This is a genomic window from Roseateles sp., from assembly GCF_052436255.1.
Taxonomy (GTDB): Bacteria; Pseudomonadota; Gammaproteobacteria; order Burkholderiales; family Burkholderiaceae_C; genus Pelomonas.
Map to the genome: position 1 here is coordinate 1 of NZ_JBQVNP010000081.1, position 23258 is coordinate 23258.

Annotated in this window: 18 protein-coding genes and 1 pseudogene; 6 read left to right on the forward strand and 13 right to left on the reverse strand. The window is 68.6% G+C overall.

Annotated elements, in window-relative coordinates; all coding sequences use genetic code 11:
* Positions 1-591 precede the first annotated feature (591 nt).
* Positions 592-3384 carry a TonB-dependent receptor gene (locus ACT6S0_RS17335; RefSeq protein WP_444765038.1) on the forward strand — a complete coding sequence of 931 codons (2793 nt, stop codon included), beginning with the start codon at positions 592-594 and terminating at the stop codon, positions 3382-3384.
* A gap of 90 nt (positions 3385-3474) precedes the next feature.
* The gene (locus ACT6S0_RS17340; protein ID WP_444765039.1) at positions 3475-5085 is read left to right on the forward strand and encodes a tryptophan halogenase family protein; all 1611 of its coding nucleotides are present in this window, start codon (positions 3475-3477) and stop codon (positions 5083-5085) included.
* Between the two features lie 13 nt (positions 5086-5098).
* Here ACT6S0_RS17340 and ACT6S0_RS17345 read toward each other — a convergent pair whose 3' ends face one another.
* The 10 genes from ACT6S0_RS17345 to ACT6S0_RS17390 form a co-directional block, all read right to left on the reverse strand.
* Complete coding sequence (locus ACT6S0_RS17345) at positions 5099-6109, reverse strand: cupin-like domain-containing protein (protein WP_444765040.1); 1011 nt, start codon at positions 6107-6109, stop codon at positions 5099-5101.
* A gap of 20 nt (positions 6110-6129) precedes the next feature.
* Entirely contained in the window at positions 6130-7080 is a 951-nt protein-coding gene (locus tag ACT6S0_RS17350) for a cupin-like domain-containing protein (RefSeq protein ID WP_444765041.1), read from the reverse strand.
* A 13-nt stretch (positions 7081-7093) separates the two neighbouring features.
* Positions 7094-8224: a glycoside hydrolase family 18 protein gene (locus ACT6S0_RS17355; RefSeq protein WP_444765042.1), complete on the reverse strand. Its 1131-nt coding sequence runs from the start codon at positions 8222-8224 to the stop codon at positions 7094-7096.
* Positions 8221-9066, reverse strand: a complete 846-nt coding sequence (locus tag ACT6S0_RS17360) for a glycoside hydrolase family 16 protein (RefSeq protein WP_444765043.1) — start codon at positions 9064-9066, stop codon at positions 8221-8223. The genes ACT6S0_RS17355 and ACT6S0_RS17360 overlap by 4 nt, the downstream gene beginning before the upstream one ends.
* On the reverse strand, positions 9063-10322 hold the full coding sequence (locus ACT6S0_RS17365; RefSeq protein ID WP_444765044.1) for an MFS transporter: 1260 nt from the start codon (positions 10320-10322) through the stop codon (positions 9063-9065). The genes ACT6S0_RS17360 and ACT6S0_RS17365 overlap by 4 nt, the downstream gene beginning before the upstream one ends.
* Positions 10322-11794, reverse strand: a complete 1473-nt coding sequence (gene nagZ / locus ACT6S0_RS17370) for a beta-N-acetylhexosaminidase (protein WP_444765045.1) — start codon at positions 11792-11794, stop codon at positions 10322-10324. Before nagZ ends, ACT6S0_RS17365 begins: the two co-directional genes overlap by 1 nt.
* 135 nt (positions 11795-11929) lie before the next feature.
* Positions 11930-12952 carry an SIS domain-containing protein gene (locus tag ACT6S0_RS17375; RefSeq protein WP_444765046.1) on the reverse strand — a complete coding sequence of 341 codons (1023 nt, stop codon included), beginning with the start codon at positions 12950-12952 and terminating at the stop codon, positions 11930-11932.
* Entirely contained in the window at positions 12933-14057 is a 1125-nt protein-coding gene (nagA, locus tag ACT6S0_RS17380) for an N-acetylglucosamine-6-phosphate deacetylase (protein WP_444765047.1), read from the reverse strand. The genes ACT6S0_RS17375 and nagA overlap by 20 nt, the downstream gene beginning before the upstream one ends.
* The gene (locus ACT6S0_RS17385) at positions 14057-14782 is read right to left on the reverse strand and encodes a GntR family transcriptional regulator (RefSeq protein WP_444765048.1); all 726 of its coding nucleotides are present in this window, start codon (positions 14780-14782) and stop codon (positions 14057-14059) included. The genes nagA and ACT6S0_RS17385 overlap by 1 nt, the downstream gene beginning before the upstream one ends.
* Positions 14779-15684, reverse strand: coding sequence for a BadF/BadG/BcrA/BcrD ATPase family protein (locus tag ACT6S0_RS17390; RefSeq protein ID WP_444765049.1), 906 nt, complete (start codon positions 15682-15684; stop codon positions 14779-14781). Before ACT6S0_RS17390 ends, ACT6S0_RS17385 begins: the two co-directional genes overlap by 4 nt.
* Before the next feature lie 165 nt (positions 15685-15849).
* Between ACT6S0_RS17390 and ACT6S0_RS17395 the strand changes: the two genes are divergently transcribed.
* Positions 15850-17325, forward strand: a complete 1476-nt coding sequence (locus ACT6S0_RS17395) for a hypothetical protein (RefSeq protein WP_444765050.1) — start codon at positions 15850-15852, stop codon at positions 17323-17325.
* Between the two features lie 3 nt (positions 17326-17328).
* Here the strand turns inward: ACT6S0_RS17395 and ACT6S0_RS17400 are convergent, their stop codons facing one another.
* The gene (locus tag ACT6S0_RS17400) at positions 17329-18087 is read right to left on the reverse strand and encodes a TIGR03915 family putative DNA repair protein (RefSeq protein WP_444765051.1); all 759 of its coding nucleotides are present in this window, start codon (positions 18085-18087) and stop codon (positions 17329-17331) included.
* The gene (locus ACT6S0_RS17405; RefSeq protein WP_444765052.1) at positions 18087-19340 is read right to left on the reverse strand and encodes a putative DNA modification/repair radical SAM protein; all 1254 of its coding nucleotides are present in this window, start codon (positions 19338-19340) and stop codon (positions 18087-18089) included. Before ACT6S0_RS17405 ends, ACT6S0_RS17400 begins: the two co-directional genes overlap by 1 nt.
* Before the next feature lie 91 nt (positions 19341-19431).
* Here ACT6S0_RS17405 and lplT point away from each other — a divergent pair, with 91 nt between their 5' ends.
* Positions 19432-20712 carry a lysophospholipid transporter LplT gene (gene lplT, locus ACT6S0_RS17410; protein ID WP_444765053.1) on the forward strand — a complete coding sequence of 427 codons (1281 nt, stop codon included), beginning with the start codon at positions 19432-19434 and terminating at the stop codon, positions 20710-20712.
* Positions 20713-20721: 9 nt separating this feature from the next.
* On the opposite strand, the gene ACT6S0_RS17415 is transcribed toward lplT, so the two are convergent.
* On the reverse strand, positions 20722-21966 hold the full coding sequence (locus tag ACT6S0_RS17415) for a glycosyltransferase family 4 protein (RefSeq protein ID WP_444765054.1): 1245 nt from the start codon (positions 21964-21966) through the stop codon (positions 20722-20724).
* A gap of 113 nt (positions 21967-22079) precedes the next feature.
* Here ACT6S0_RS17415 and ACT6S0_RS17420 point away from each other — a divergent pair, with 113 nt between their 5' ends.
* Both ACT6S0_RS17420 and ACT6S0_RS17425 read left to right on the forward strand, forming a co-directional pair.
* Positions 22080-22697, forward strand: a complete 618-nt coding sequence (locus ACT6S0_RS17420; protein ID WP_444765055.1) for an Mpo1-like protein — start codon at positions 22080-22082, stop codon at positions 22695-22697.
* A gap of 6 nt (positions 22698-22703) precedes the next feature.
* Positions 22704-23258, forward strand: a pseudogene (locus ACT6S0_RS17425) (aminotransferase class III-fold pyridoxal phosphate-dependent enzyme); the annotation flags it as partial.

Sequence of the window (23258 nt, forward strand, 5' to 3'; positions counted from 1 at the left end):
AACCACTCGGCCACCCCTCCTGAGGCAAGCCCGCAACTATAGCACAGGGGCGACGAGGCGCAACACAGCGGCGCCGGAAGCACCCCAGACCTCTAAGCCGCCAAACATAGGCCGAGGCGCGTTCGCGGCCAACCGCGCCCAAGCGCAAACACCCGCGGGACGCGGGATGTTGAGGGCGGCGAAGGCCCCCGCCGCCGCAACAAATCGCGCAGAACCACCTTGAGACCAGCGCGACCCCCACCTCGACGCCGGCCAAGACAAGCATGCCCGCACCTCGCCGGCCGATCGCAAGCCGTCGCCTGTGCGCAACAGCATCACCCACGAACAAATACCAATCAAATACCAAATACAGGCCGCAGCTCAACGTACTCGGCTCAGCGCACCATGGAGAAAAGCGCCAAGCCCTAAGCACCCGGGAAATCCCCCAGTAAAAATTGGTAGCAAAGTGGCGTTATCAATCGCTACAGTGGCATCGCACTGGTTGGGCGCGCTCTTGAAGGCAAGCAAGACGGCAACCGGACCCAAGGTGGTATGCAAAGCACTTGATGCACATCGCCGCACCGATCTTTTGGCCACAACGAGGAACATGACATGAAGGTCAAGCAGACCCCTATCTCGCAGGCGGTGTTCATCGCTTTGCTCGGCGCCAGTGGCGCAGCGATGGCGCAGCAAGCGCCGGCTACGCAGCAGCTCGACACGGTGACCATCACCGGCATCCGCGCCTCGCAGGAGAAGTCGCTGAGCGTCAAGCGCAACGCCGAGGCCCACATCGACGTCATCTCCGCCGAAGACATCGGCAAGATGCCCGACAAGAACGTGGCGGACTCGCTGGCCCGAATCCCGGGTGTGACGGTGCTGAACAGCCCCGCCGGTGGATCGGGCGGCTTTGACGAACGGGACCGCGTTGGCTTGCGCGGCACGAATCCAAGCCTCACGCAAACCCTCGTTGATGGTCATGGCATCGCCAACGGCGATTGGTTCGTCCTGGATCAGACCGGCGCCGGCGTCGGCCGTAGCGTGAGCTTCTCGCTGCTGCCGTCCGAACTGGTCAGCCGCGTGGAAGTGCGCAAGAGTTCCGAAGCCTCTCTGGTGGAAGGCGGCACGGCCGGCTCGGTCAACATCATCCTGCGTCGTCCGCTGGACTTCGCAAAGACGCTAACGGCGGAACTGGGCGTGGGCGCGGTTTATGCCGATCTGCCGAAGAAAACCGACCCTCAGCTGAACGCCCTGCTGAACTTCCGCAACGAAGCTCGTACCTTCGGCGTGATGGTGCAGGCGTTCTCCGAGCAGCGCAGCCTGCGTCGCGACGGTGTGGAAGCGCTGGGCTACATCAACAAGCTCGACGCGACCACAGCGCCAGCCCTGGTCGCCGCGCGCCCGGACTTGAATGGTGTCTTCACGCCTGACTTGATCGGCTCGGCCCTCTTCACGCAGGAGCGCGAGCGCAAGGGCGGACTGATCCGCGCGCAGCTCAAGCCCAACGCGAATTTTGATCTGGTGCTCACGGCGTTCTCGTCCGAGATGGAAGCGGACAACTACAACCGCAACTACCTGATGGCGCCTCGTGGTGGCTTGCTCAACACGGCCACCATCTCTGACTACGAGGTCAAGACTGATGGCAACGGCAACAAGACGCTGACGAAGGCCACGTTCAATTGGGGCACCCCGTCGACCGCTGGCTACTACGACATGATCAGCCGCAAGGCGTCGGCCGAAACCGGCTTCGTCAGCCTCGACTCCAGGCTCAAGGTGAACGACTCGCTGACGTTCACGGCCAATGCCGGCACGTCGCGGGGCAAGGGTAAGACGCTCAGCCAGGACGTGGTCGAACTGGCGATCGTCACCTCGCGCGCCAGCTATTCGCTCAATGGCACTGACACCGCGCCATCGTTCAGCTTCACCAACCCGACGACGCGGGCGGACTGGATCTTCGGCGCACAGAACGTGGTCGTGCACGACAAGGAGTCCTGGGCCCAGATCGATGGCGAGTACGAGCTCGATGCCGGCATGCTGAAGACGTTGAAGTTCGGCGCCCGCGGCGCTCAGCACAAGCGCTATACCGACCCCATCGTGGCCCAGGGCCCGGGCTGCGCCACGGGAACGCCGTACCGCGTGACCGCCTTCGACTGGAGCAAGCCCAGTGCCTGCGCCGATGCCGCGGGCAACGATGCGCCGCAGAACTCGTTCTACACCCTGCCTGCGTTCGGCGGCAGCTATCCCAGCAACTTCGGCAGCGGGCTGGGCAGTGGCTTTCCCACCAACATCCCTTTCATCACCGCCGAAGCACTTGCCGATTACAACCGCCGCGTGACCAACCGTGACCCGATTGCGCGTCGCTGGGCCGAGCAGGAGTACTCGGTCAAAGAGAACACATCGGCCGCGTATGTCCAGGGCGCTCTGGAGGGCAACGGCTGGAGCGGCAATGTGGGTCTGCGTGCGGTTCGCACCAAGCAGAGCTCCAGCTCGTTCCGCGCAAGCCTTGCTGGCGAGACGCCGACGATCACCGGCTCGGCGTTTGGCAACTACACCGTCACCGCGTCTGACATGACCTACACCGACTGGCTGCCCAGCGCCAGCCTGAGAATCGATGTGCGCAGCGACATCGTGGCGCGTCTGGCGGTGAACCGCACCGTGACGCGTGCCGACTACACGGCGTTGTCCGGCTACACCGCCCTCAACAACACGGGCATGTTCCTGGACAACAACGTGGTGGGTGGCGGCACGGCCGGCAATCCCACGCTGAAGCCGGTCCGTTCGACCAACTTCGACGCCAACATCGAGTGGTATTTCGCTCCGCGTGCGTTCGTGTCGGCAGGCGCCTTCGTGATGGACATGAGCAGCTACATCACCGACGGCACATTCCGGGCCAACTACCCCACGTTGCTGACCAACACGAACCAGGTCGGCGGCAACCCGCAGCTCGTGAATCGCGACTTCCTGGTGACCGGTCCGGTCAACAAGAAGGCGCGCGTCAAGGGCGTCGAGTTCGCTTTCGAAACGCCGATCGCAGCGAATTTCGGCGTGATGGCCAACTACACCTATGCCGACGGCGAGGACCAGGATGGCGGCGTCCTGCGCGGCAATGTCGAGAGCTCGTTCACCGTCGGCGGCTTTTTCGAGAATGATCGCCTGTCGGCTCGGGTGAATTACAGCCACACCGACGACATCTTCGTCGGCAACGACCGCGGCACCCAGTATTTCCAGAAAGGCACGGGCGTGCTGTCTGCGTCGCTGGGCTACAAGTTCAGCGACAACTTCAGCGTGAGCCTGGACGGTCAGAATCTGAACGACCCGAAGCTGAAGTACTACGCCTCGGAAGTGCAGCCCCGCGCGATCTACAAAAACGGCCGCCAGTACTACCTCACCGCCCGCGTGAAGTTCTGAGGTCCATGCAGCCTGCCGCGACCTGAGGGTAGCGCCAGCGCGAGGATCGGGGAACGTGGCGACACGTTCCCTTTTCTCTTTGGACAAGCCATGCGCGAGCAAGCCACGCTGATCGACCCCTACACCGCCGCGCGGCCCTTGGGCGGCAGCGCGGGCGCGCCACCGCCTGTGACCCATGTGTGCGTCGTCGGCGGCGGCACCGCGGGATGGATGACGGCGTTGATGCTGGCCACCACCGCCTATGGGCCGCGCCTGAAGGTGACGGTGGTCGAGTCGCCCCAGGTGGCCACCATCGGGGTGGGCGAAGGTTCGACGCCGTGGCTGCGACGCTTTTTCGAGGAACTGGGCATCGAAGAGGCAGAGTGGATGCCTGCCTGCAACGCCACCTACAAGAGCGGCATCACGTTCGAAGGCTGGTCGACGCGACCCGGTTTCGAGCGCTATTTCCATCCGTTCGTGTCGATGCTGGACAACCTGACGATGCATCCCTTCGTCGACAACGTCCACGCGCGCTTGCAGGGCGCCGATGTCGATGCGCATCCCGACCGCTTCTTCCTGACGACCCGGCTGGCGCGCCAAGCCAAGGGGCCGAGAGCGCACGACAATTTCCCCTTCGATGTCTGGTACGGCTATCACTTCGATGCCACGCTGCTCGGCCAGTTCCTGGCGAGCAAGTCGGCCGAACGGGGGGTCAGCCAGGTGCAGCGCCATGTGGCGCAGGTGTTGCTCAAGGAGAACGGTGATGTCGATGCCCTGCGGTTGAACGAGGGGGAGACGCTGCACGCAGACTTCTTCGTCGACTGCACCGGCTTTGCGTCGTTGTTGACTGGCAAGGCCCTGGGTAGCGCGTTCGTCGGATTCGGCGACAACCTGTTCAATGACGCCGCCGTCGCGCTGCCCACGCCATTGAACGGTGCGCTGGAGTCACAGACCGTCTCCACCGCCTTGCGCCACGGCTGGGCCTGGAAGATTCCGTTGACCCATCGCCAGGGCAATGGCTACGTCTACAGCAGCGCGCACTGCTCGGCCGACGCGGCCGAGACCGAACTGCGCCGCCATCTCGGCCTGCTGGACGCCGACATTCCCGCCCGCCACCTCAAGATGCGGGTGGGCCGGATGGAAAAGGTTTGGAACCGCAACTGTGTCGCGATCGGGCTGTCGCAAGGGTTCATCGAACCGCTGGAAGCCACGGCGCTGCTGTACGTGCAGGTCACCGCGTCGATGCTCGTGGAGGTATTGGAGAAGCGCGATCTCGGACCCGGCGCGCAAGCGCAGTTCAACGAGGCGATGCGACAGCGCTTCGAGAACACGCGCGACTACATCGTCGCGCACTACAAGACCAACTCGCGCACGGACACCGACTACTGGCGCGCCAATGCGGAGAACATGCAGCTGTCCGATTCCCTGCAGGCGGTGCTGATGACCTGGATGTCCCGCAAGCCGCTGATGGCAGGCTTGAAGGCCGGCCGCTTCGGCCAGGGCTATCCCACCGTCTCGTGGTACGCGCTGCTGGCAGGCATGGGCATCTTCCCCGACGCACAGGACCTGACGCCCCCTACCGCCGAGCAGGCCCGGCACGACCTGGCGGCGGTGGATGACTTCATCGCGCGCAGCGCCGGCAATTTCCCCGATCACCGCGAGCTGCTTGCCAACATCCCACCGGGCAACAGCGGCAAGGCCCTGCAGATCTACGCCTGGTAGCGGGCCGCAGGCATCACGTCTGCGTCAGCATCCCGATCAGCTCGCGACGCAGGGCGGCATCGCGCTCCGCATCGATGGCCCCGAACAGATGGCGCTGTGCCGGTGGGATGTGCGCCAGCCCCTCGCCGCGCGCACCAAACACATAGTGTCCAAACAGGGCCTGCCAGCCCTCGCGCTCGCCGTCAGGCAGGTGGCGCAGGGCCAGCATGGCCAGGCGCAGCGCCGCCAGGTGCAGGTCATCCGGGCGGCCCGGCGCGGCCAGCGGCCGCCACCAGTAGTTCATCAGGATGTTCAGGTGCGGTGCCAGTGCCTCGACCTGGTGGAACCACAGCGGTGGGATGTAGATGGCATCGCCCGGCTCAAGCTCGGCGACCACGGCGCGTGCCAGCGCCTCGCTCACCAACGGGAACTGCGCCGGGTCCGCCCGGTGCAGGTCAGGCACGATGGACATCGGCGCCGGCGTGGGCGCGTGGTCGGGCGGACCGAGGTAGAGCAGCGGCGCGCACTGCGGCGGCAGTAGGGTGAAGCGCCGCCGCCCGGCCGCGACGCAGGCGATGTTGTGCGAATCGTCGAAATGCGCCGGCACCGTCGCTCGGTTGCCGATCCAGATGCGCGGCGGCACGGCTGTGTCCAGCAGCGGCAGCGCATTGGTCTGCGCCAGGCCCGGCAAGGCCTCCGACACCAGCGCACTCTGCACCGCCAGGCTCGGCGGCTCGGGGAAATGGCTGTAGCGCCACAGCTGCTCGAAAAGCGCACCGAACGGCCGCTTGTCGCGCATGAAGTTGAAGCCGTCGAGGCCTGGCCTGTAGCTGAAGGCCCGCGTGGGCTCGGGCTTGGCGAGCACGGCATCCACCGGCTGGCCGCCGTCGAAGCCGAGCAGGTACTGCAGGCAGGGCTCCAGCCCCGCGCGGCCCTGCGCCACCAGCGGCCAGTGCCCGACCGCGCCGCGCATCACGACCGGCTCGTAGGCGGGCACGACGTCGCGCTCGAAGCACTCGCGCGTGATGCCATGGACTTGCTTCATCGGCTGCATATGGGTCCCGTTCAGCGTCGCCGCGCCAGCACGCCTTGCCAAGCCTGCGGGATATGCCCGGCCGGGTCCTGCTCGCGCTGCACGACATGGTGCTCGAACATCGCCGCCCAGGCATCGCGCTGCGCTGCGGGCAAGGCGTTCAGCACCTGGATGGCCTGCAGCAGCGCATGGGCCGGCGCGGGCAGTTCCGGGGCGCCCGCCACCGGCCACCAGTAGTTGATCAGCAGGTTGACCTTCTCCAGCGCCTCCACCTGGTGGAACCACAGCGGCGGGATGTAGATCGCATCGCCCGGCGCCAGCTCGGCGACCCAGGCGGACGCGAGCGCCTCGCGATAGCGTGGGTAACGCTCGAAGTCCGGCGCCTGGGGATGCACGACCGAGATCGGCGCGCCGGATGGCGTGTGCTCCAGCGGACCGATGTAGAGGTTGCCCACCTGCTGCGGCGCAAACAGCGTGAAGCGGCGCCGCCCGGCCACCACGCAGGCCAGGTTGTAAGGGTGGTCGTGGTGCACCGGCACCGTCAGCGCATTGCCCAGCCAGAAGTTGGGTACGACGCCGGGCAGGGCGCGCAGCGGGTTCTCGTCCAGGAAGCCCGGGATGACCTCGCTCACCTTGGCGCACTGCGCGGCAATGGACGGCGCGCCGTCGAGCGGCAGATAGGCCTGCAGATGCGCCATGAACTCCGCCAGCGTCATGCGCGCCTTGACGAAGTCGAAATCGGTCAGCGCCTCGTTGTAGCCCATGACCCCGCGCGCCGCAGCGCGCGTCTTGGTGGCCAGGACCTCAACGCCACGGTCGAAGCGGCCCAGGTAGTCGCAGATGCCCAGCACCGTTTGGCGACCGGCATGCACCGCCGGCCAGTCGACCACCAGACCCTTGAGCAACACCGGCTGGGCGCACTGCGCCAGCCGGGCCTTGAGCTGCGGCTCGTCGACTGCCGACCAGATCTCAACCGGCTTCATGCCAGCGCCTGGCTCACCGCCTCATCGTGTTCATCGCATCCAGGATCTCGCCGTTGTCCTGACTCAGCTCCCAGGCAAATACACCCGCCAGCCCGGCCTTCTTGGCGAACGCGACCTTGGCGCGCACCGCGCGCGGGTCGTCGTAACCGACGAACCGACCGGCGCCCACCATCGCCCAGGACTGGGTGGCCCTGTCGAACCGCGGCTTCATGCCGGCCAGCTTGCCGATGTCCTTGAAGGCGACCGAGCCGTCTTCGTTGGGCCAGGGCCTGGCATAGCTGCCATCGGCCTTCACGCCATCGAAACCACGGCCGTACATGGCCACGCCCGCCACCATCTTGGCCACCGGCACGCCCTCGGTCTTGAGGTTGGCGACCGACAGCTCCAGGCTGTCGTCGCCTGGCCTGGCGCTGCGAAGCGCGGTGTGGTTGCCGGCCTTCCTCGTCCAGGGGCCGGCAAAGTCGTAGGTCATCATGAAGACCAGGTCCAGCGACTCGGCGGCGCGGCCCATGGGCATGCGCACCAGCTGCTCCTTGGTCGTGTTGATGGCCACCGTCAGCGCGTAGTGGCGCTTGTTCTCGCGGCCCAGTGCGTCCAGGCCCGTGCGCAAGTCCTGCAGCAGCTGCACGAAGTACTCGCCATCGGCCGGGCTGCCGAGCTGCACGCCGTTGGACGCGCCGTTGTTGCCCGGGTGCTCCCAATCGATGTCCAGGCCGTCGAAGCCGGGGTGGGCGCGCAGCCAGTCGATGGAGGATTTGACGAAAGCCTGTCGGCCCTCGCTCGTCGTGGCCAGGTGGAAGAAGGGGTCCGACCCGCCCCAGCCGCCCACGGAGGCCAGCACCTGCACCTTGGGGTCGCGCGTCTTCAGGCGCTGGAAAGCCGCCGAAAAAATGTCCTGGTCGGCATGCGGCGCGATGCTGAAGGCCGGCTTGCCGGCGCAGGCGGCGGCCTCCTGCTTGCGCTGGCCCTCGCCGCAGATCAGCAGGAAGGCATAGAGGATGTGCGAGACGCGGCCGGGCTTCAATTGCTCGACGACGTCGACGCCGCGCTCGGCCAGGATGTAGGTGCCGACGACGGGCGCTGGCGCCTGCGCCTGGACCAGCGAGGCCGCCAGGGCCAGCCCGAGAAGGAAGGTCTTCTTCATATATTGCACTCGCTCGTCAGGCCCACATCGGGCACGGTGTCTTGTCGGGCCACGCCCTGCTTGCGGAGCTGCTCGGCGCGGGCCTGCATGACGTCGGGGGCGACCGTCTGGGCGGCCTGGTGCAGCACCCAGTCGACGTCGAACTGGTAGTCGCGCGGCGCGCCCGGCGTGGCACCCGCCGAGATCCAGTGGTTGAAGCTGATCGCCATCGGCTTGGCCGGCACATTGCGGCCGGTGTGCTCGCCGATCAGCCGGCCGTTGACGAAGTGGCGCGTGCGCGTGGCCTCGACCTGCACGGTCAGCAGCTGCCAGCCGTCGAAGCTGCCCGGCAGGATGGACGCCTGGTTGAAGGACTGCCAGGGGTCGATGCGCACCGTCTGCCAGCTGACGCCGTACAGCCGCGTGTCCGGGCTGCCCCAGCCGCCGTGCGGCAGGTACTCGAAGTCGACCTCGCTGAAGTCGGGGTCGTAGTCGTGCCGCAGCGGGCTGACGAGGTAGAAGCTCTGGATGATGGGGTCACGCGAGCCGGGCGTGTCGCGCAGGCGCACGCGAGCCGTCGTCGTGCCGATGAGGAACTTGCGCGCCGCGCAGAGCTGGGCCAGCGTCGTGTTGGCGGGCGTCCCGTCGGTGGACAGCTTGAGCTTGAGCAGGCCGCCGTCCAACGTCAACTGGGTGGGCGAGAAGCGCGCGCCCGGCAGGCCGGGGTGGCCGGTGCCGTCACGCAGCACCCAGCCGCTGGCGCGCAATGTGTCGAGGTCGGGCTGCAAGAAGTCCTCGAAGAACTCACCGGCCGCGAAAGCCGGAGCAGCGACCACCGCAAGCAGGGCAAGGCTGGCCTTCATGCGGGCACCGCCTCGGTTTGAGCAGCGGGGCGCGGCATCGGCACCCACAGCAGCAGCAGCAGGGCCGGCACGCCGCAGACCAGCGTCCACAAGAAGAAGTTCTGGTAGCCCATCGCGACCTGCACGTCGCCGCTGATGGTCTTGCTGAGGATGAAGCCCAGCTGCATCACGCCCGAGCCGAGCGCGTAGTGCGCGGTCTGGAAGCGGCCCGGCGCCACCACCTGCATGATGTAGAGGATCATGCCCACGAAGCCGAAGCCATAGCCGGCCATCTCCAGGCCAATGGCTGCGCCGATGCTCCAGATCGACGTCGGCATGGCCAGGCTCAGGCCCCAGAACACGGCGTTGGGTAGCGCCATCGCAAGGACCAGCACCGGCATTGCGCGCTTCAGGCCCAGCCACGACGTGAAGTAGCCGCCGACGATGGAGCCGACGAGAAAGGCCGCCGTGCCCACCGTGCCGTAGACGCCACCGACTTGCTCACCCGTCAGCCCCAGGCCGCCCTTGTCGCGGGCCTCGATCAGGAACAGCGGCCCGATGGTCTGCACCTGGCCCTCGGCGAGGCGGAACAGCACGATGAAGACCACCATCTTCCAGATGCCGGGTTTCTTCAGGAAGTCAGCCACGATCTCGGCCAGCTTGATCGGCTCGCTGGACACCCGCTGCGGGTTGGGCAGGGCCTTGGCGTTCCAGGCCGCCAGCAGCGCCAGCAGGCCCGCCAGCAGCGCGAAGATGACGCTCCAGGCATTGAACACGCCCATGCTCGTCTCCAGCCGCCCGGCCAGCACCATCAGGCCGCCCAGCGTGAGGAACTTGGACGCGTTGAAGAAGGCGCCCTGCCAGCCCGCGTAGGCCGCCTGGCGCTTCGCGTCCAGCGCCCCCATGTAGAGGCCGTCGCAGGCGATGTCGTGCGTGGCCGAGGCATAGGCCAGGAAGAACAGCACCGCGATGCTGAGGGCGAAGAAGTTGCTGGCCTGCAGCGCCAGCGCCAGCAGGCCCAGGCCCACCGCGCCGCTGAACTGCATCGCCACGACGACCATCTTCTTGCTGCGCGCCAGCTCGACCAGCGGGCTCCACAGCGGCTTGAAGGCCCAGGCCAGGCCGATCAGGCCGGTCCAGCGCGCGATCTGGTCGTTGGCCACGCCCATCTGCTTGAACATCAGGCCGGCGATCAGCATGACGACGAAGAACTGCAGGCCCTGCACGAAGTAGAGGCTGGGGATCCAGCGCATCGGATTGGCGGTCTTGGCGTCCATCACTGCAGCCCCGCCGGCGCACGGCCGCCCGCTTCGGTGCGGCCTTCCAGCCAGGCCTTGAGCCCCGCCAGCGCGCCCGGCGCGAAGCCCCAGCTCAGCACGGTCGGGCCGGCCACGTCCAACGCTTGATACGGGTTCCACAGCGACAAGTGGAGGTCGGGCCGCCACTCGCTCGCCGCCAGGCCATAACGGGCCCGCCGCGTGGACACCAGCACGGTGATGCGGCCGTCGCACGGCACCGTCTTCCAATCGAGCTTGGCGATGTCGTCGACCATCTGGACCTGGGCGTCGCTGAAGGCCTCGAAAAGCGCCACCGCCTGGCGGCCGGTCGGGCCGGCCTCGGACACCATGTCGGTCGGCACGTCGCCCTGCACGATGACGCGAATGGGCGCATTCAGTGCCGGTGGCCTGGCGCCCCGCAGCGCGGTCAGGCCCGCGGCCCAGGCCTCGGCCATCAGCGCATGGTCGGCCGCGCGTGCGGCGCTGTCGTCGACAACACGGGCCGGGTAGGCAGCGGCGAGCCTGTCCAGGCGTGCATTGGCGACCTCGCCCTGCTCGGCCGTCAGCCGACCACTGGCGAAGGCCTCGCGCAGCGCGTTGATGGCGACCAACTGCTCGGCCGGCGAGCCTTGCGCCAGCACCATGTCGGCGCCAGCCTCGATCGCCATGACGGCCGACTTGGCATAGCCGAAACGTTCGGCCACGGCCTTCATCATCAGCGCATCGGTGATGACGACGCCCTCATAGCCCCAGTCCTGGCGCAGGATGCCGCCGATGAGTTGCGGCGACAGCGTGGCCGGTCGGTCGGGGTCGATCTGCGGGTAGACGATGTGGGCCGTCATCATGGCCGGGGCCTGCCCGGCCAGCGCCTTGAATGGCGCCAGCTCCAGCGCATTCAGCTCGGCGCGCGACTTGTCGACGGTGGGCAGCGCGTGGTGCGAGTCCACATGCGTGTCGCCATGCCCGGGGAAGTGCTTCACGCAGCAAGCCACGCCCGCCGCCAGCGAGCCGCGCATCCACGCGGCGGCCAGGCGGCTGACCTCGACCGGGTCGTTGGAGAAGCTGCGCTCGCCGATGACCGGGTTGGACGGGTTGTTGTTGACGTCCAGCACCGGCGCGAAGTTCCAGTTGATGCCCAGCGACTTCAGCCCACGCGCCACCGCTGCACCCACGGCCTCGGCGCGGTCCGCGTCGCCGCTGGCGCCCAGGGCCATGGCCGACGGCGGCTGCGGCAGGAAGGTCACGCGGACGACGGCGCCGCCCTCCTGGTCGATGCCGATCAGGGCCTCGGGGCCCAGCACGTCGATGAGGTCGGTCATCAGCGCCCTGACCTCGTTCTCCGTGCCGATGTTCTTGCGAAACAGGCAGACCGAGCGGATCTTCTGCTCGCGCAGGAATTCGGCAGTCTCGGCGTCGAGCGCGGTGCCGGGGATGTCGACCATCACGAGACGGCCGGGATCGAAGGTGCTCATGTCTTTTGTCCGTGGTGCTGCAGGTCGGGCGTGCCGGAAGATGCAACCACACAGGCGCAGAGGCACCGAGAAGACCTCTGTGCTTTCCTCTGTGCCCCTGTACCTCTGTGGTTGCCTTTGAGTTTCATGTCGGCCTCAATGGGTCTTGGTGACCTTGGCCAGGTTGGGCGGCACATCCGGGTTGAAGCCCCGCGCCCGCGCCAGCGCCTCCACCATGGGGTAGAAGCTCTGCACCAGGGCGATGGGGTCGAGGTCCTCGTTGCCCGTCGTCACCAGCGGCAGCTCCGCGCCCGGTGTGCCGATGGGTGCGGCCAGCAGCACGCGGCCGCCGCGAGAACGCATCTCTTCGGCGATGGCCAGCAGGCCGGCTTGGGCCGGGCCGCGCGGTGCGAAGACCAGCAGCGGATAACCGTCGCGCACCAGCGCCATCGGGCCATGCTTGACCTCGGCGCCCGAGAAGGCCTCGGCCTGGATGCCGCAGGTTTCCTTGAGCTTGAGCGCCGCTTCCATCGCGACCGCCAGGCCCGTGCCGCGGCCGAGCACGAAGAGGCGCTCCGCGCTCTGCAGCACCGGCAGCGCGGCCGTCCAGTCCAGCTTGGCGGCCTGCGCCAACGCGGTGGGCAACACATTGAGCGCAGCGCGCAGGCCGTCATCCTGCTGCCAGGCCGCCACGACGCGGGCACCCGCCACCAGTTGGGCGATATAGCTCTTGGTCGCCGCCACGCTCTTCTCCGGGCCGGCGTGCAGCTCGAACACATGCTCCGCCGCAGCCGCCAGCGGCGAGCCGCTGGCATTGACGAAAGCGACCGTGCGCGCGCCGCCCGCACGGAAGAACTGCGTCGGCGCAATCAGGTCGGGACTTTGGCCCGACTGCGAGAAAGCCATCGACAGCAGCCCCTCGCAATGGATGCGGCTTTGGTAGAGCGTGATCAGCGACATCGGCAGCGACGTGACCAGCCGGCCCAGGCGCGCCATGACGAGGTAGGCCAGGTAGTGGGCCGCATGGTCGGAGCTGCCGCGCGCAATCGTCAGCACGCTGGTGGGCGGCACCTCCTGCAGCGCCTGGCCCAGGCGGGCATAACTCAGCGGGTCGGCCGCCAACTGGCGGGCCACCGCATCCGGCGCGCTCAGCGCCTCTTCAAGCATCAGCGTTGACATCGATCTCTTCACTTTCAACAAACACGCGCTGCAGGTTCAAAGCGGCATCCATCACGACCACATCGGCCCACGCACCCGCGGCAAGGCGCCCGCGGTCCGCCAGGCCCAGGTAGTCGGCCGCCGCGGTCGACACGCGCCGCGCGGCGTCCACCAGGTCCAGGCCCAGCACCTGCACGAGATTGCGCAGCGCCTGGTCCATCGTCAGCGCGCTGCCGGCCAGCGTGCCGTCGGCCAGGCGCACGCCGCCCAGGCATTTCTGCACCGTGTATTCACCCAGGCGGTACTCGCCGTCGGGCATGCCAGCGGCGGCGGTCGAATCGGTCACGCAGAACAGGCCGGGGATGCAGCGCAGCGCGACGCGAATGGCGCCGGGGTGCACGTGCAGCAGGTCGGGAATCAGCTCGGCGTGCCGGCCGTGGGCCAGCGCCGCGCCGACCATGCCGGGCTCGCGGTGGTGCAGGCTCGTCATGGCATTGAAGAGATGGGTGAAGCCCGCCGCACCCGCATGCAGCGCGGCCACGCCGTCGTCATAGCCGCCGGCACTGTGGCCGATCTGCACGCGGATGCCGGCGTCGCGCAGCGGGCCGATCAGCGCGAGGTGGCCGGTCATCTCGGGCGCGATGGTCAACACCCTGATGGGCGCGAAATCATTGAGACGCAGCACCTCTTCAAGCGTCGCGACGATGGCATGCGCCGGCTGCGCACCGAGTCGGTCGGGGTTGATGTAGGGGCCTTCCAGGTGCACACCCAGCACGCGCGCCGACTGCGGAGCACGTTCGCGGCAGACGCCGCCGAGCGCCTTCAGAGCCGCCTCGATCTCGCCGACCGGCGCCGTCATCGTTGTGGCCAGCAGCGCGGTCGTGCCGTGGCGGGCATGGCGGCGCGCAATCGTGGTGATCGCATCGCCGCCCTCCATCGTGTCGCGGCCGCCGCCGCCGTGCACATGGGTGTCGATGAAGCCCGGCAGCAGGATGGGTCGACCACCTTCGCCGGCGCGCGCGGCATCGATGGGCGCGCCGCTGACGGCGGCAATGCGCTTGTCGACGCTGTCGAGATGCCCGCGGACCACGCCGGCCGGCGTGACGATGTCGCCCTCCAGCCGCATCAGTCGCGCCTCATCTCTGCGACGAAGTCGTAGTAGTCGCTGCGGCAGTAGGAATGGGTCAACTCGACGGCCTGGCCGGAGGCCAGATAGCCCACCCGCGTGATGAACAGGACGGCGGCGCCCAACGGCACCTCCAGCAGACTGGCCAGCTTGGCGTCCGCGTTGAGCGCACGGATGTGCTGCAGGGCGCGCACCGGCGCGCGCTCGCCCAGGTGGGTGTAGAGCGAGGCCTCCACCTTCTGCGGATCGGGCAGCACCGACTGCGGTAGCACGCTGACTTCGTAGGCCATGACGACCGAGTCCGCCAGGCGCAGGCGCTCCAGCCGCGCGACGCGCTCGCCGCTCTTGAGCTCCAGCGACAACTGCTCGTCGGGGGCGGCCGGGCTGAAGCCGCGCAGCAGCCAGCGTGAGCTGGGCACGAAGCCCCGCTGGTGCAGTTCTTCCGAGAAGCTGGTCAGGCGGGTCAGCGGCTGCTCCAGCTTGGGGGCGATGTAGTTGCCCGACCCACGCTTGCGGATGATCAAGCCCTGCTCGACGAGGCGGTCGATGGCCTTGCGCGCGGTGACCCGCGACAGTTCCAGTTGCTCGGCCAGCACACGCTCGCTCGGCAAGGCCTCGTCGGCATGGAAGATGCCCTCGCGGATGGCCTGTGCCAGGCTTTGCGCCAGCTGCATGTACAAGGGCGATGCCGCGTTGGGATCGGGCTTGAAGTCGAAATGGCTCATGCAGTCATCGTCTCTTGTTGGATCAGCCAGAGCGCGCCGATGACCGGCTCGCCCTGGGGTTCGACACGGCGCGACTGCAGCGCCGGGCTGAGCCGCGGCGCCAGGCGCAACGCGATGCTGCCAGCCAAGGCCAGTGGCAGGCTCGGATGCAAGGCGGTCGCCAGCGCATCGAGTGCACACGCGGCCTGATCCAGCATCGCGGCGGCTGCAGGGTCGTCAGCCTCGTGCTCGAAGACGAACGGCGCCAGGCTGGCATAGCCGCCCTGCCCTGCCTGCGCGCAGAAGCCGAGCAGATCCGCGCGCGTCGTGCCAGCCTGGCGCCAGACCGACTGCACCAGCGGGCCCGCCGCGGCGCGGCTGTCGTAGGCGGCCTGGGCCAGCTTCATGGCCTGCTGGCCCAGCCAGGCGCCACTGCCCTCGTCGCCGATCTGCCAGCCCCAGCCACCCACCATGCGCCGGCTGCCATCGGGCAGCAACGCCTCGGCAACCGAGCCTGTGCCCGAGATCATCAGCGCGCCAGGCCGGCCACCATGGGCGCCCAGCAGGGCAACGAGGCCGTCGGTGGCCAAGGTGAAGCGCGCCACGCCGGGATCGGCGGCCACAAAGGCTTTGAGCTGGGCCGGCACGCCCGTACCCGACAGACCGAGGCCGAGTGCGCAGTCCTTGAGTTCCAAACCGGGCACGCCGGCACCACCCACAGCCTCGGCGACGTGACGCCAAGCCTGGTCGGCGCCCTGGCCCAGCGCCGAAGCGCCGGCTTCCCCCCGGCCGACAATGTGCCCCTGCGCATTCGCCACCACGGCCCGCGTGGAGGTACCGCCACCATCGATGCCGACCCACCAGCGCACAGGCCGGCCAGAGTTGCGGGAGGTCAGCAGGTTGGGGTTGAGTGCAAGCGGCATGGTCGACGGAATTCAGTCGATACCACTCTAATACCAACCAGCATGCCCGTCAATTGGTTTTAAACTGGTCTTGGCGCGCTCGCTTAAGCTGTGGGCTGCTTCTTTTCTGGTCGGAGCAGCTCGGCGTCGACAAGAATGCCAGTGAGAAACCAACCAGCCCCTGCCGTGTTCATCCTTCAGCCCGCTGCCAGCGAAGTCTTGGCCGACCTGCTGACGCGCATTGCGCGCGTCGCGCACCGCCATCCGTTGGCTGCCGACAGGCTTCTAGCAGCGCTGAGCGTAAACGCTTTCACGGCCGGCGACACCGCAGCCGGCGTGGACGCGCTGTATGCCCGATTCGGCTTGCTTGAGCCCCGTGGTAGCGCGCTCGAATTGTTGCCCGCGCTGGAACAGGCCGGCGCGCTGGCCGCGGCCGGCCACTTCCCGGTCCAGGCCGCGCGGGTCTGCGAGGCCCTTGGCCGCATCGCCTATCAGCAAGGGGAATATCAGCTCGCCAGCGAGCAATGGTCGCGCGCGCTCGACCTCGCCGAGGTCAGCGGCCATCTGCAGACCGGGGTGGCCGCGCGCATCGGCCTGGGTCAGATTCACTACGCCCATGCGGACTGGGCGCGCGGCCTGCGCCAGATGCGTGATGCGGGTGAGCATCTCGCCCAGGCGGGCAAGGACGGGGACGACAGCTATCTGGCGGCCAAGCTGGCCCTGAACATCGGCGTCGGCAGTTTCGAGACCGGCGACCTGCCCGCGGCCGAACGCCATTTCAGCCACGGCCTGGCGGCGGCGCGGCGCGGTGCCCATCGCGTCTTCGAAGCCGAGGCGCACTGGCACCTGGCGCGCGCGGCGCTGGCCCGCCAGCGCATGGACTGGGCGGTGGCCGACTGCCGACTGGCGCTGGACATTGCCGCCCGCCACGGCTACCCCTGGCTGGAAGCCGCAGCCAGCCGCACCTGGACCGAGATCGCGCTGGCCCGCGGCGACAACGCTGCCGCCGTGCGCTCGACCCGCCACGCCCTGGCGCTGGCACAACGCATCCAGTCCCGTGCCCAGGCGCGCCAGGCGCATCTGCAACTGGCGCAACTGCTGCAAGAGGAAGGCGATGCCGTTGCGGCCCTGGACCACCTCTGGCAACACCTGGCCCTGCAGTCCGAGATCGAGCGCCTGAGCCTGCCGGCCCGCACCACGCTGGCCGGACCGCCGGCCGAGGAAGGCGGCGCGCCGGTCACCCCCGAAGAGCTGCTGCTGCACCTGTGCGGTCAACGCCAGCGGCTGGCCGCAGCCCCGCCGCCGGAGGCGCTGGCCGAGCTGAAGGCCGCGAGTGCCCGCATCCTCGGCTTGGCCAGCGTCGTCCGCTGGTCTCTCGGCCAGGGCGGCCTCGGCGCCAACGAGCAGCCCCGCTATGTCGACCTGCTGACCCGCCACGGCGCGCCACTGGCCCTGCCGGACGCCGCCCTGCACCCCTGCCATGCCGAGTTGGCCGGCCTGGCTGGCGCAGCCCAGGCACGCATCGAGGTGCCGCTCTACGACGGCGCGCAGTTGGCCGGTGCACTCTGGCTGGTCGACGCCCGCGCCACACGGGCGTGGACGCGTCAGGAGTTGCTGATCGCCAGCCAGCTGGCCCTCTTGTTCGAGGCACAGGGCGCCTGACAGTCAACTGCCGCGCATGCGGCCTTCGCGCCGCGGCGCCTCGCGCACCAGTTCGCTGATCAGCGCGGCCTCGGGCAGGTTGGCCCAGAAGCGCACCGGCATCTCCTTCTTCATCATGGCCACCTTCAGGCGGGCCGGGTTGAAGATGCTGCGGTAGTAGGTCAACCAAAGGGATTCGCCGGCGTCTTCCGGCGGCGCGTCCTCGCGGCTGGCCGGACCGGCCCCCGAGAGGTGCTGGCCGTCCCAGTGCAGGCAGCCCAGCGGCGTCAGGATGGCCCAGGGATGCTGGGCGAAGCGACGGACAAAAAAAGGCGCGACGGCGCGCAGCACGTGGTGGGCCGGCTCGAACCAGGCGATATGGCGCCGGCCGCCGGCGGCCTCCACGTCCACGACCTCGCGAAAGCGCACGAAGGCATGGGTCTTGTGAACCTCGCGGTCGACCTGGCGCGCCAGCGACTGCAGCCGGCGGCGGTCCGGGTCGAGCACGTCGGCCCACAGCCCCGGCTCGCGTTGCAGCCGGCGCGCGAACGCGAGCAGGCGGGCGTAGCGCGTGTCGTCGGCATGCATGGCGACGCGGCGGCCGAGTTCGTCCCAGCCATCCGGCGGCGCCCATGCCTGCGGGCTCGCTTCGGTGCACTCGCCGAACAGCGCGGCCTGTGCGCCGACATCACGGGTCCAGCTCGCATCGGATCCGGCCAGCAGCGCGGGCAACTGCTCCGCAAAGCCAGCCCAGTCCGACGGATGGCGCAGCGGCAGCTTCATCAGAACAGCGTCGCCTGCTGCGGCTGCGCCGCGGGCCGCGCCAGCATTTGCAAGTCGGTCACCCGCGGGCGGTGGTCGACGGCGACCAGAAAGGGCAGCGCGCGCTTGGCCGCCGGGCCGAGGGCCAGGAGGTCGGCACGGCGCAGGCGGCGGTTCTGCCGAGCGGCCGGCAGCTTGTCGACCGAGCCGACGCCCAGGCCCGGCACGCGCAGCAGCTGCTCGCGCGGTGCACGATCGACATCGAGCGGAAAACTGGCGGGATGCGCCAGCGCCCAGGCCAGCTTGGGGTCGTGCTGCAGCGATAAAAAGCCCGCCTCGGTGACGATCTCGTCGGCGCTGAAGCCGTAGAAGCGCATCAGCCAGTCCGCCTGATAGAGGCGGTGCTCGCGCAGCAGCGGCGCGGCGCGCGGCGGCAGCTGGCTGCTGGCGTGCGGGATGGGGCTGTAGGCCGAGTAGTACACGCGCCGAAGGCCCTGGCCCCGGTAGAGCCGGTTGGAGAGCTGCAGCACGGCGCGGTCATCCGAGGCATCGGCGCCGACGATGAGCTGGGTGCTCTGCCCGGCGGGCGCGAACGGGGCCGGCCGAGCGGCGCGCGCGTTCGCACCGGGCAGGGCCCGCACCGCCTCGGCTTCGCGCCGGGCTTCCTTGGCGGCCTGCAGGCGCAGGTGGATGCGCGACATCGTGCGCTCGATGCCGTCGGCGTTCTTCTCGGGCGCCAGTTGCTTCAAGCTGGCCGCGCTGGGCAGCTCGACATTGATGGACAGCCGGTCCGCATAGCGGCCCGCGAGTTCAACCAGCTCGGCGCTGGCATCCGGAATCGTCTTCAGGTGGATATAGCCCTTGAAGTGCTCCTGCTCGCGCAGCCGCCGCGCCACCTCGATGACCTGCTCCATCGTGTAGTCCGGCGTGCGGATGATGCCGCTGGACAGAAACAGGCCTTCGATGACGTTGCGGCGGTAGAAGGACAGCGTCAGCTGCACGATCTCGTCGATGGAAAAGCGCGCGCGGCGCACGTCGCTGGACTTGCGGTTGATGCAGTAGAGGCAGTCGTACACGCACCAGTTGGTCAATAGCACCTTGAGCAGCGAGACGCAGCGGCCATCGGGCGTGAAGGCGTGGCAGATGCCGGCGCCCGTCGTCGAGCCGATGCCGCGGCCGTCGCGCGAGTCGCGCTTGTCGCCGCCGCTGCTGGCGCAGGAGGCGTCGTACTTGGCGGCGTCGGCCAGCACGGCGAGCTTGTCATTCACGTCCATGTCGACACTGTATACAAATACAGCCGCGCAGCTGTATCGGAGGGTGAGCTTTCATCGGCGCTTCACGCCGGCACGACACAGTCTGGCGCTCGTGCCCCTTGCTACATCACCTCACCCAGCCGCGCTGCCCGACCGCGCGCGGCGCGGCCAGCTGCCACACGGCTTCGGCATCGTCATCGGCGCGCAGTTCGCTTCGGCGCTGGCCGACAACGCCCTGCTCATCGTCGCCATCGCGCTGTTGACGCAGCATGGCTTTGCGCCCTGGTGGGCGCCGCTCCTCAAGTTCGGCTTCACGCTGGCCTACGTCGTGCTGGCACCCTGGGTGGGCCCGCTGGCCGACGCCTTTGCCAAGGGTCGCGTGATGGCGGCGATGAATGTTGTCAAGATGCTCGGCCTGGCCCTGCTGGCACTGGGCCTGCACCCGGTCGCCGCGCTGGCCGTTGTCGGCCTGGGCGCGGCCGCTTACGCGCCGGCCAAGTACGGCCTCATCACCGAGATGGCCGCGCCCGAGGCGCTGGTGAAGGCGAATGGCTGGATCGAGATCAGCGTCGTCTCCGCCGCGCTGCTGGGTGCTGTGCTGGGCGGCGCTCTCGTCAGCCCGCAGTGGCTGGCCTCGGGACTCGCCGTCTATTGCGACGGGCTGCAGTTGCCGGCCGACAAGCTGACGGGCTCGCTGGCGGTGCTGCTGCTGATCTACGCCCTGAGCAGCGGGCTGAACGCGGGCATTGCCGACAGCGGCCAGCGCCAGCGCAGCGAGGCGCATGACCCGCCGGCACTGCTGCGCGAGTTCCGCGCGGCCAACCGATTGCTGTGGCGCGACCGCGAGGGCGGGCTGTCGCTGGCGGCGACGACGCTGTTCTGGGGCGTCGGCGCGACGCTTCAGTTCGCCGTGCTGCGCTGGGCCGGTGAGACGCTGGCGCTGCCGCTGAGCCAGGCCGCCTATCTGCAGGCCGCCGTGGCGGTGGGCGTCATCGCGGGTGCCGCAGCGGCGGGGCGCTGGCTGGCCTTGCACCAGGCGCGCCATGGCCTGTGGGCCGGCGTGGCGCTGGGCCTGCTGATGCCGGTGGTGGCGCAGGTGAGCGATCTCTGGCTCGCCGCCTTGATGCTCACCCTGGTCGGCGTCGTCGGCGGCGCCATGGTCGTGCCATTGAATGCGCTGCTGCAGCACCGTGGCGCGACGCTGCTCAGCGCCGGGCGGTCGATTGCCGTGCAGGGCTTCAACGAGAACCTCAGCGTGCTGGCCATGCTGGCGGTCTATGCCGGCTGCGAGGCGGCCGGCGTGCCGATTGCGGTCACGATCAGTGGCCTCGGCGTGCTGGTGGCGGTGACGATTGCGGTGCTGATCGGGGTCGACGCGCGCGGTCGCCGCTGAGCGCGGGCGTCAAGCCGTCGCCTGCAGGCTGGCCATCCGGAAGGTGGGTTCGGCCCGCGCGATGGCCGCTTCGAGCACGGATTCGAAGCGCGCCGTGATGTCGGCCCAGTCCAGCCGGCGCGCCGTCGCCCGCGCGGCCTCCGCCACGGCGCGGCGAGCATCGGCGTCCACCGCCGCCACGCGCGCGGCCGCGACGAAGGCTTCCTCCTTGCCCGGCCCGGCCAGCCAGCCGTTCACGCCGCTGCGGATCAGCTCGCCAGCGGCCGCACTTTCAAACGCGACGACGGCGCAGCCGCTGGCCATGGCCTCGGTCGTTACGTTGCCGAAGGTCTCGGTGAGGCTGGGGAAGAGGAACAGGTCCAGTCCGGCGTAGTGGGCGGCGAGGTCGTCGCCGCTGCGCTGTCCGGGGAAGACGGCGTCGGGCACGCGCGCGGCCAGTTCGGCGCGCATCGGGCCGTCGCCCACGAGCACGAGGCGGGTGCGCGGCTGCAATTGCCTGACGGCTTCGTAGGCCGCCAGCACGACGCCGAGGTTCTTCTCCGGCGCCAGGCGACCCACATAGCCCAGCACGAGATCGTCCGGCCCCGCACCCCAACTCTCGCGCATCGCGGCGCTGCGCCGTGCCGGGTCGAAGCGCTGCGCATCCACGCCGCGGCCGACGACGTTGAGCCGCTCGAAGCCGCGGTCCGCCAGCAGCACGCGCATGGCCTCGGTCGGCACCATGGTTGCGTCGCAGCGGTTATGGAACTTGCGCAGATAACCCATGATGGGCTTGGACAGCAGGCCCAGGCGGTAGTGCCTGCCGTAGGCGTGGAAGTTGGTGCGGTAGTCCGAAGTGACGGGCAGCGCCAGATGCTGGGCCGCCTGCAGCGCCGACCAGCCGAGCGGGCCTTCGGTGGCGATATGCACGACGTCGGGGCGGCGCAGCGACCACAACTTGACCAGCGCCCGCTTGCTGGGCACGCCCATGCGCAGGTTGGGATAGAGCGGCACCGGCAAGCCCTTGGTCAGCACTTCGTCGACGGTGGGCTGGCTGCTCAAGGGGCCGGCGGCCATCCTGGCCGGCTGGCGCGGGCGGATGAGCTGCACGTCGTGATTGCGGCGGTTCAATCCGTCAACGACACGCGCCATCGACATCGCGACGCCGTTGACCTCGGGCGGATAGGTCTCGGTGACGACCGCGAGCCGGCGCGAATGGCGCGGCGCGGGCAGGTCGTCGATGAGGATTTCGTCGGCGTCGTGTGGGGGCTTCATGCGCGCATGGTCACGAATGCATGCAACACAACGATGACAGCGAAGTCGTCACGCCGATTTCACGCAAGCGCTCCACCATGCGCCCGCTTGCCACCTAACGACGAGGACGGGACGTGAACGAATTCTTCCAAGTTCTGAAGACCCAGCGCTGGGACGACCACCGCTACTACCACCACAGCCGCATCAACCAGAGCCTGCATCTGATCAGCGCACTGAGCTTCCTGGCCTCGTATGCGCTGCTGGTCGTGAACCCGGCGTGGTCGGCGCTGCTGGCCTGGTGCGTGTCGATGACGACGCGGCAGGTGGGTCATTTCTTCTTCGAGCCGCGCGGCTACGACCACATCAACCAGGCCACCGACGAGTACAAGGAAGAAATCAAGATCGGCTACAACATCCGCCGCAAGATCGTGCTGATGTCGGTGTGGGTGGCGCTGCCGCTGGTGCTGTGGCTGGCGCCGTCGCTGGGCGGGCTGATCCAGCCGGCCGTGGGCCTGCAAGGCTTCATCGAGGACGTCGGCATGGCCTGGTTCTGCCTGGGCGTGACGGGACTGCTATTCCGCATTGGCCAGCTGTGGGCCACGCAAGGTTTGATGCAGGGCCTGGCCTGGGGCTTCAAGATCATCACCGACCCCTTCCACGACGTGATGCTGTACTGGCGGTCGCCCTTGCACCTGATGCGCGGCCAGCTCATCGACCCGATGGATCACGTCGGCCACGGCCAGGCGCACTGAGTCGCGATGGACGAAGCCTTCACTCTGTCGGCGCTGGCCCTGGGCCTGCTCGCGCTGCTGCCAGCGGCCAAGCGGCGCATCGAGCTGTCGCGCGCCAAGCATCGGTCCCTCGCCGGCCATTCGCGCATGGCCAAGCGGCTGGCGCGTTGGGTGCCGGGCTATGCCTACGATGAGTCGCAGTTCTTCAACGCGGACGGCGCGCCCGATGCGGTCGCGGCCCAGCGCCGCGCCGCACTGCTGCGGCTGGGCGCCGCGTTCGACAAGCGCTTCGCCAAGACACTGGCGGCCACCGGGCAGGCGCGCGACACGATCTCGGATCTGCGCTTCACAGGCCGCTACCGCGTGCCCTTCCAGTTCAGCCCGGTGCTGCGCGAGCACCTGAAGGTGGGCGCCTTCTTGCAGCACAGCGAGGGCGTGCAGGTCGAGGACCTGGACGGCAACCGGTTCTACGACCTGACCGGCTCCTACGGCGTCAACCTGCTGGGCTATGACGCCTACAAGGAATGCATTGACGAGGCCGTTGCCACCGCTCGCGACCTGGGGCCAGTGCTGGGCGCCTAC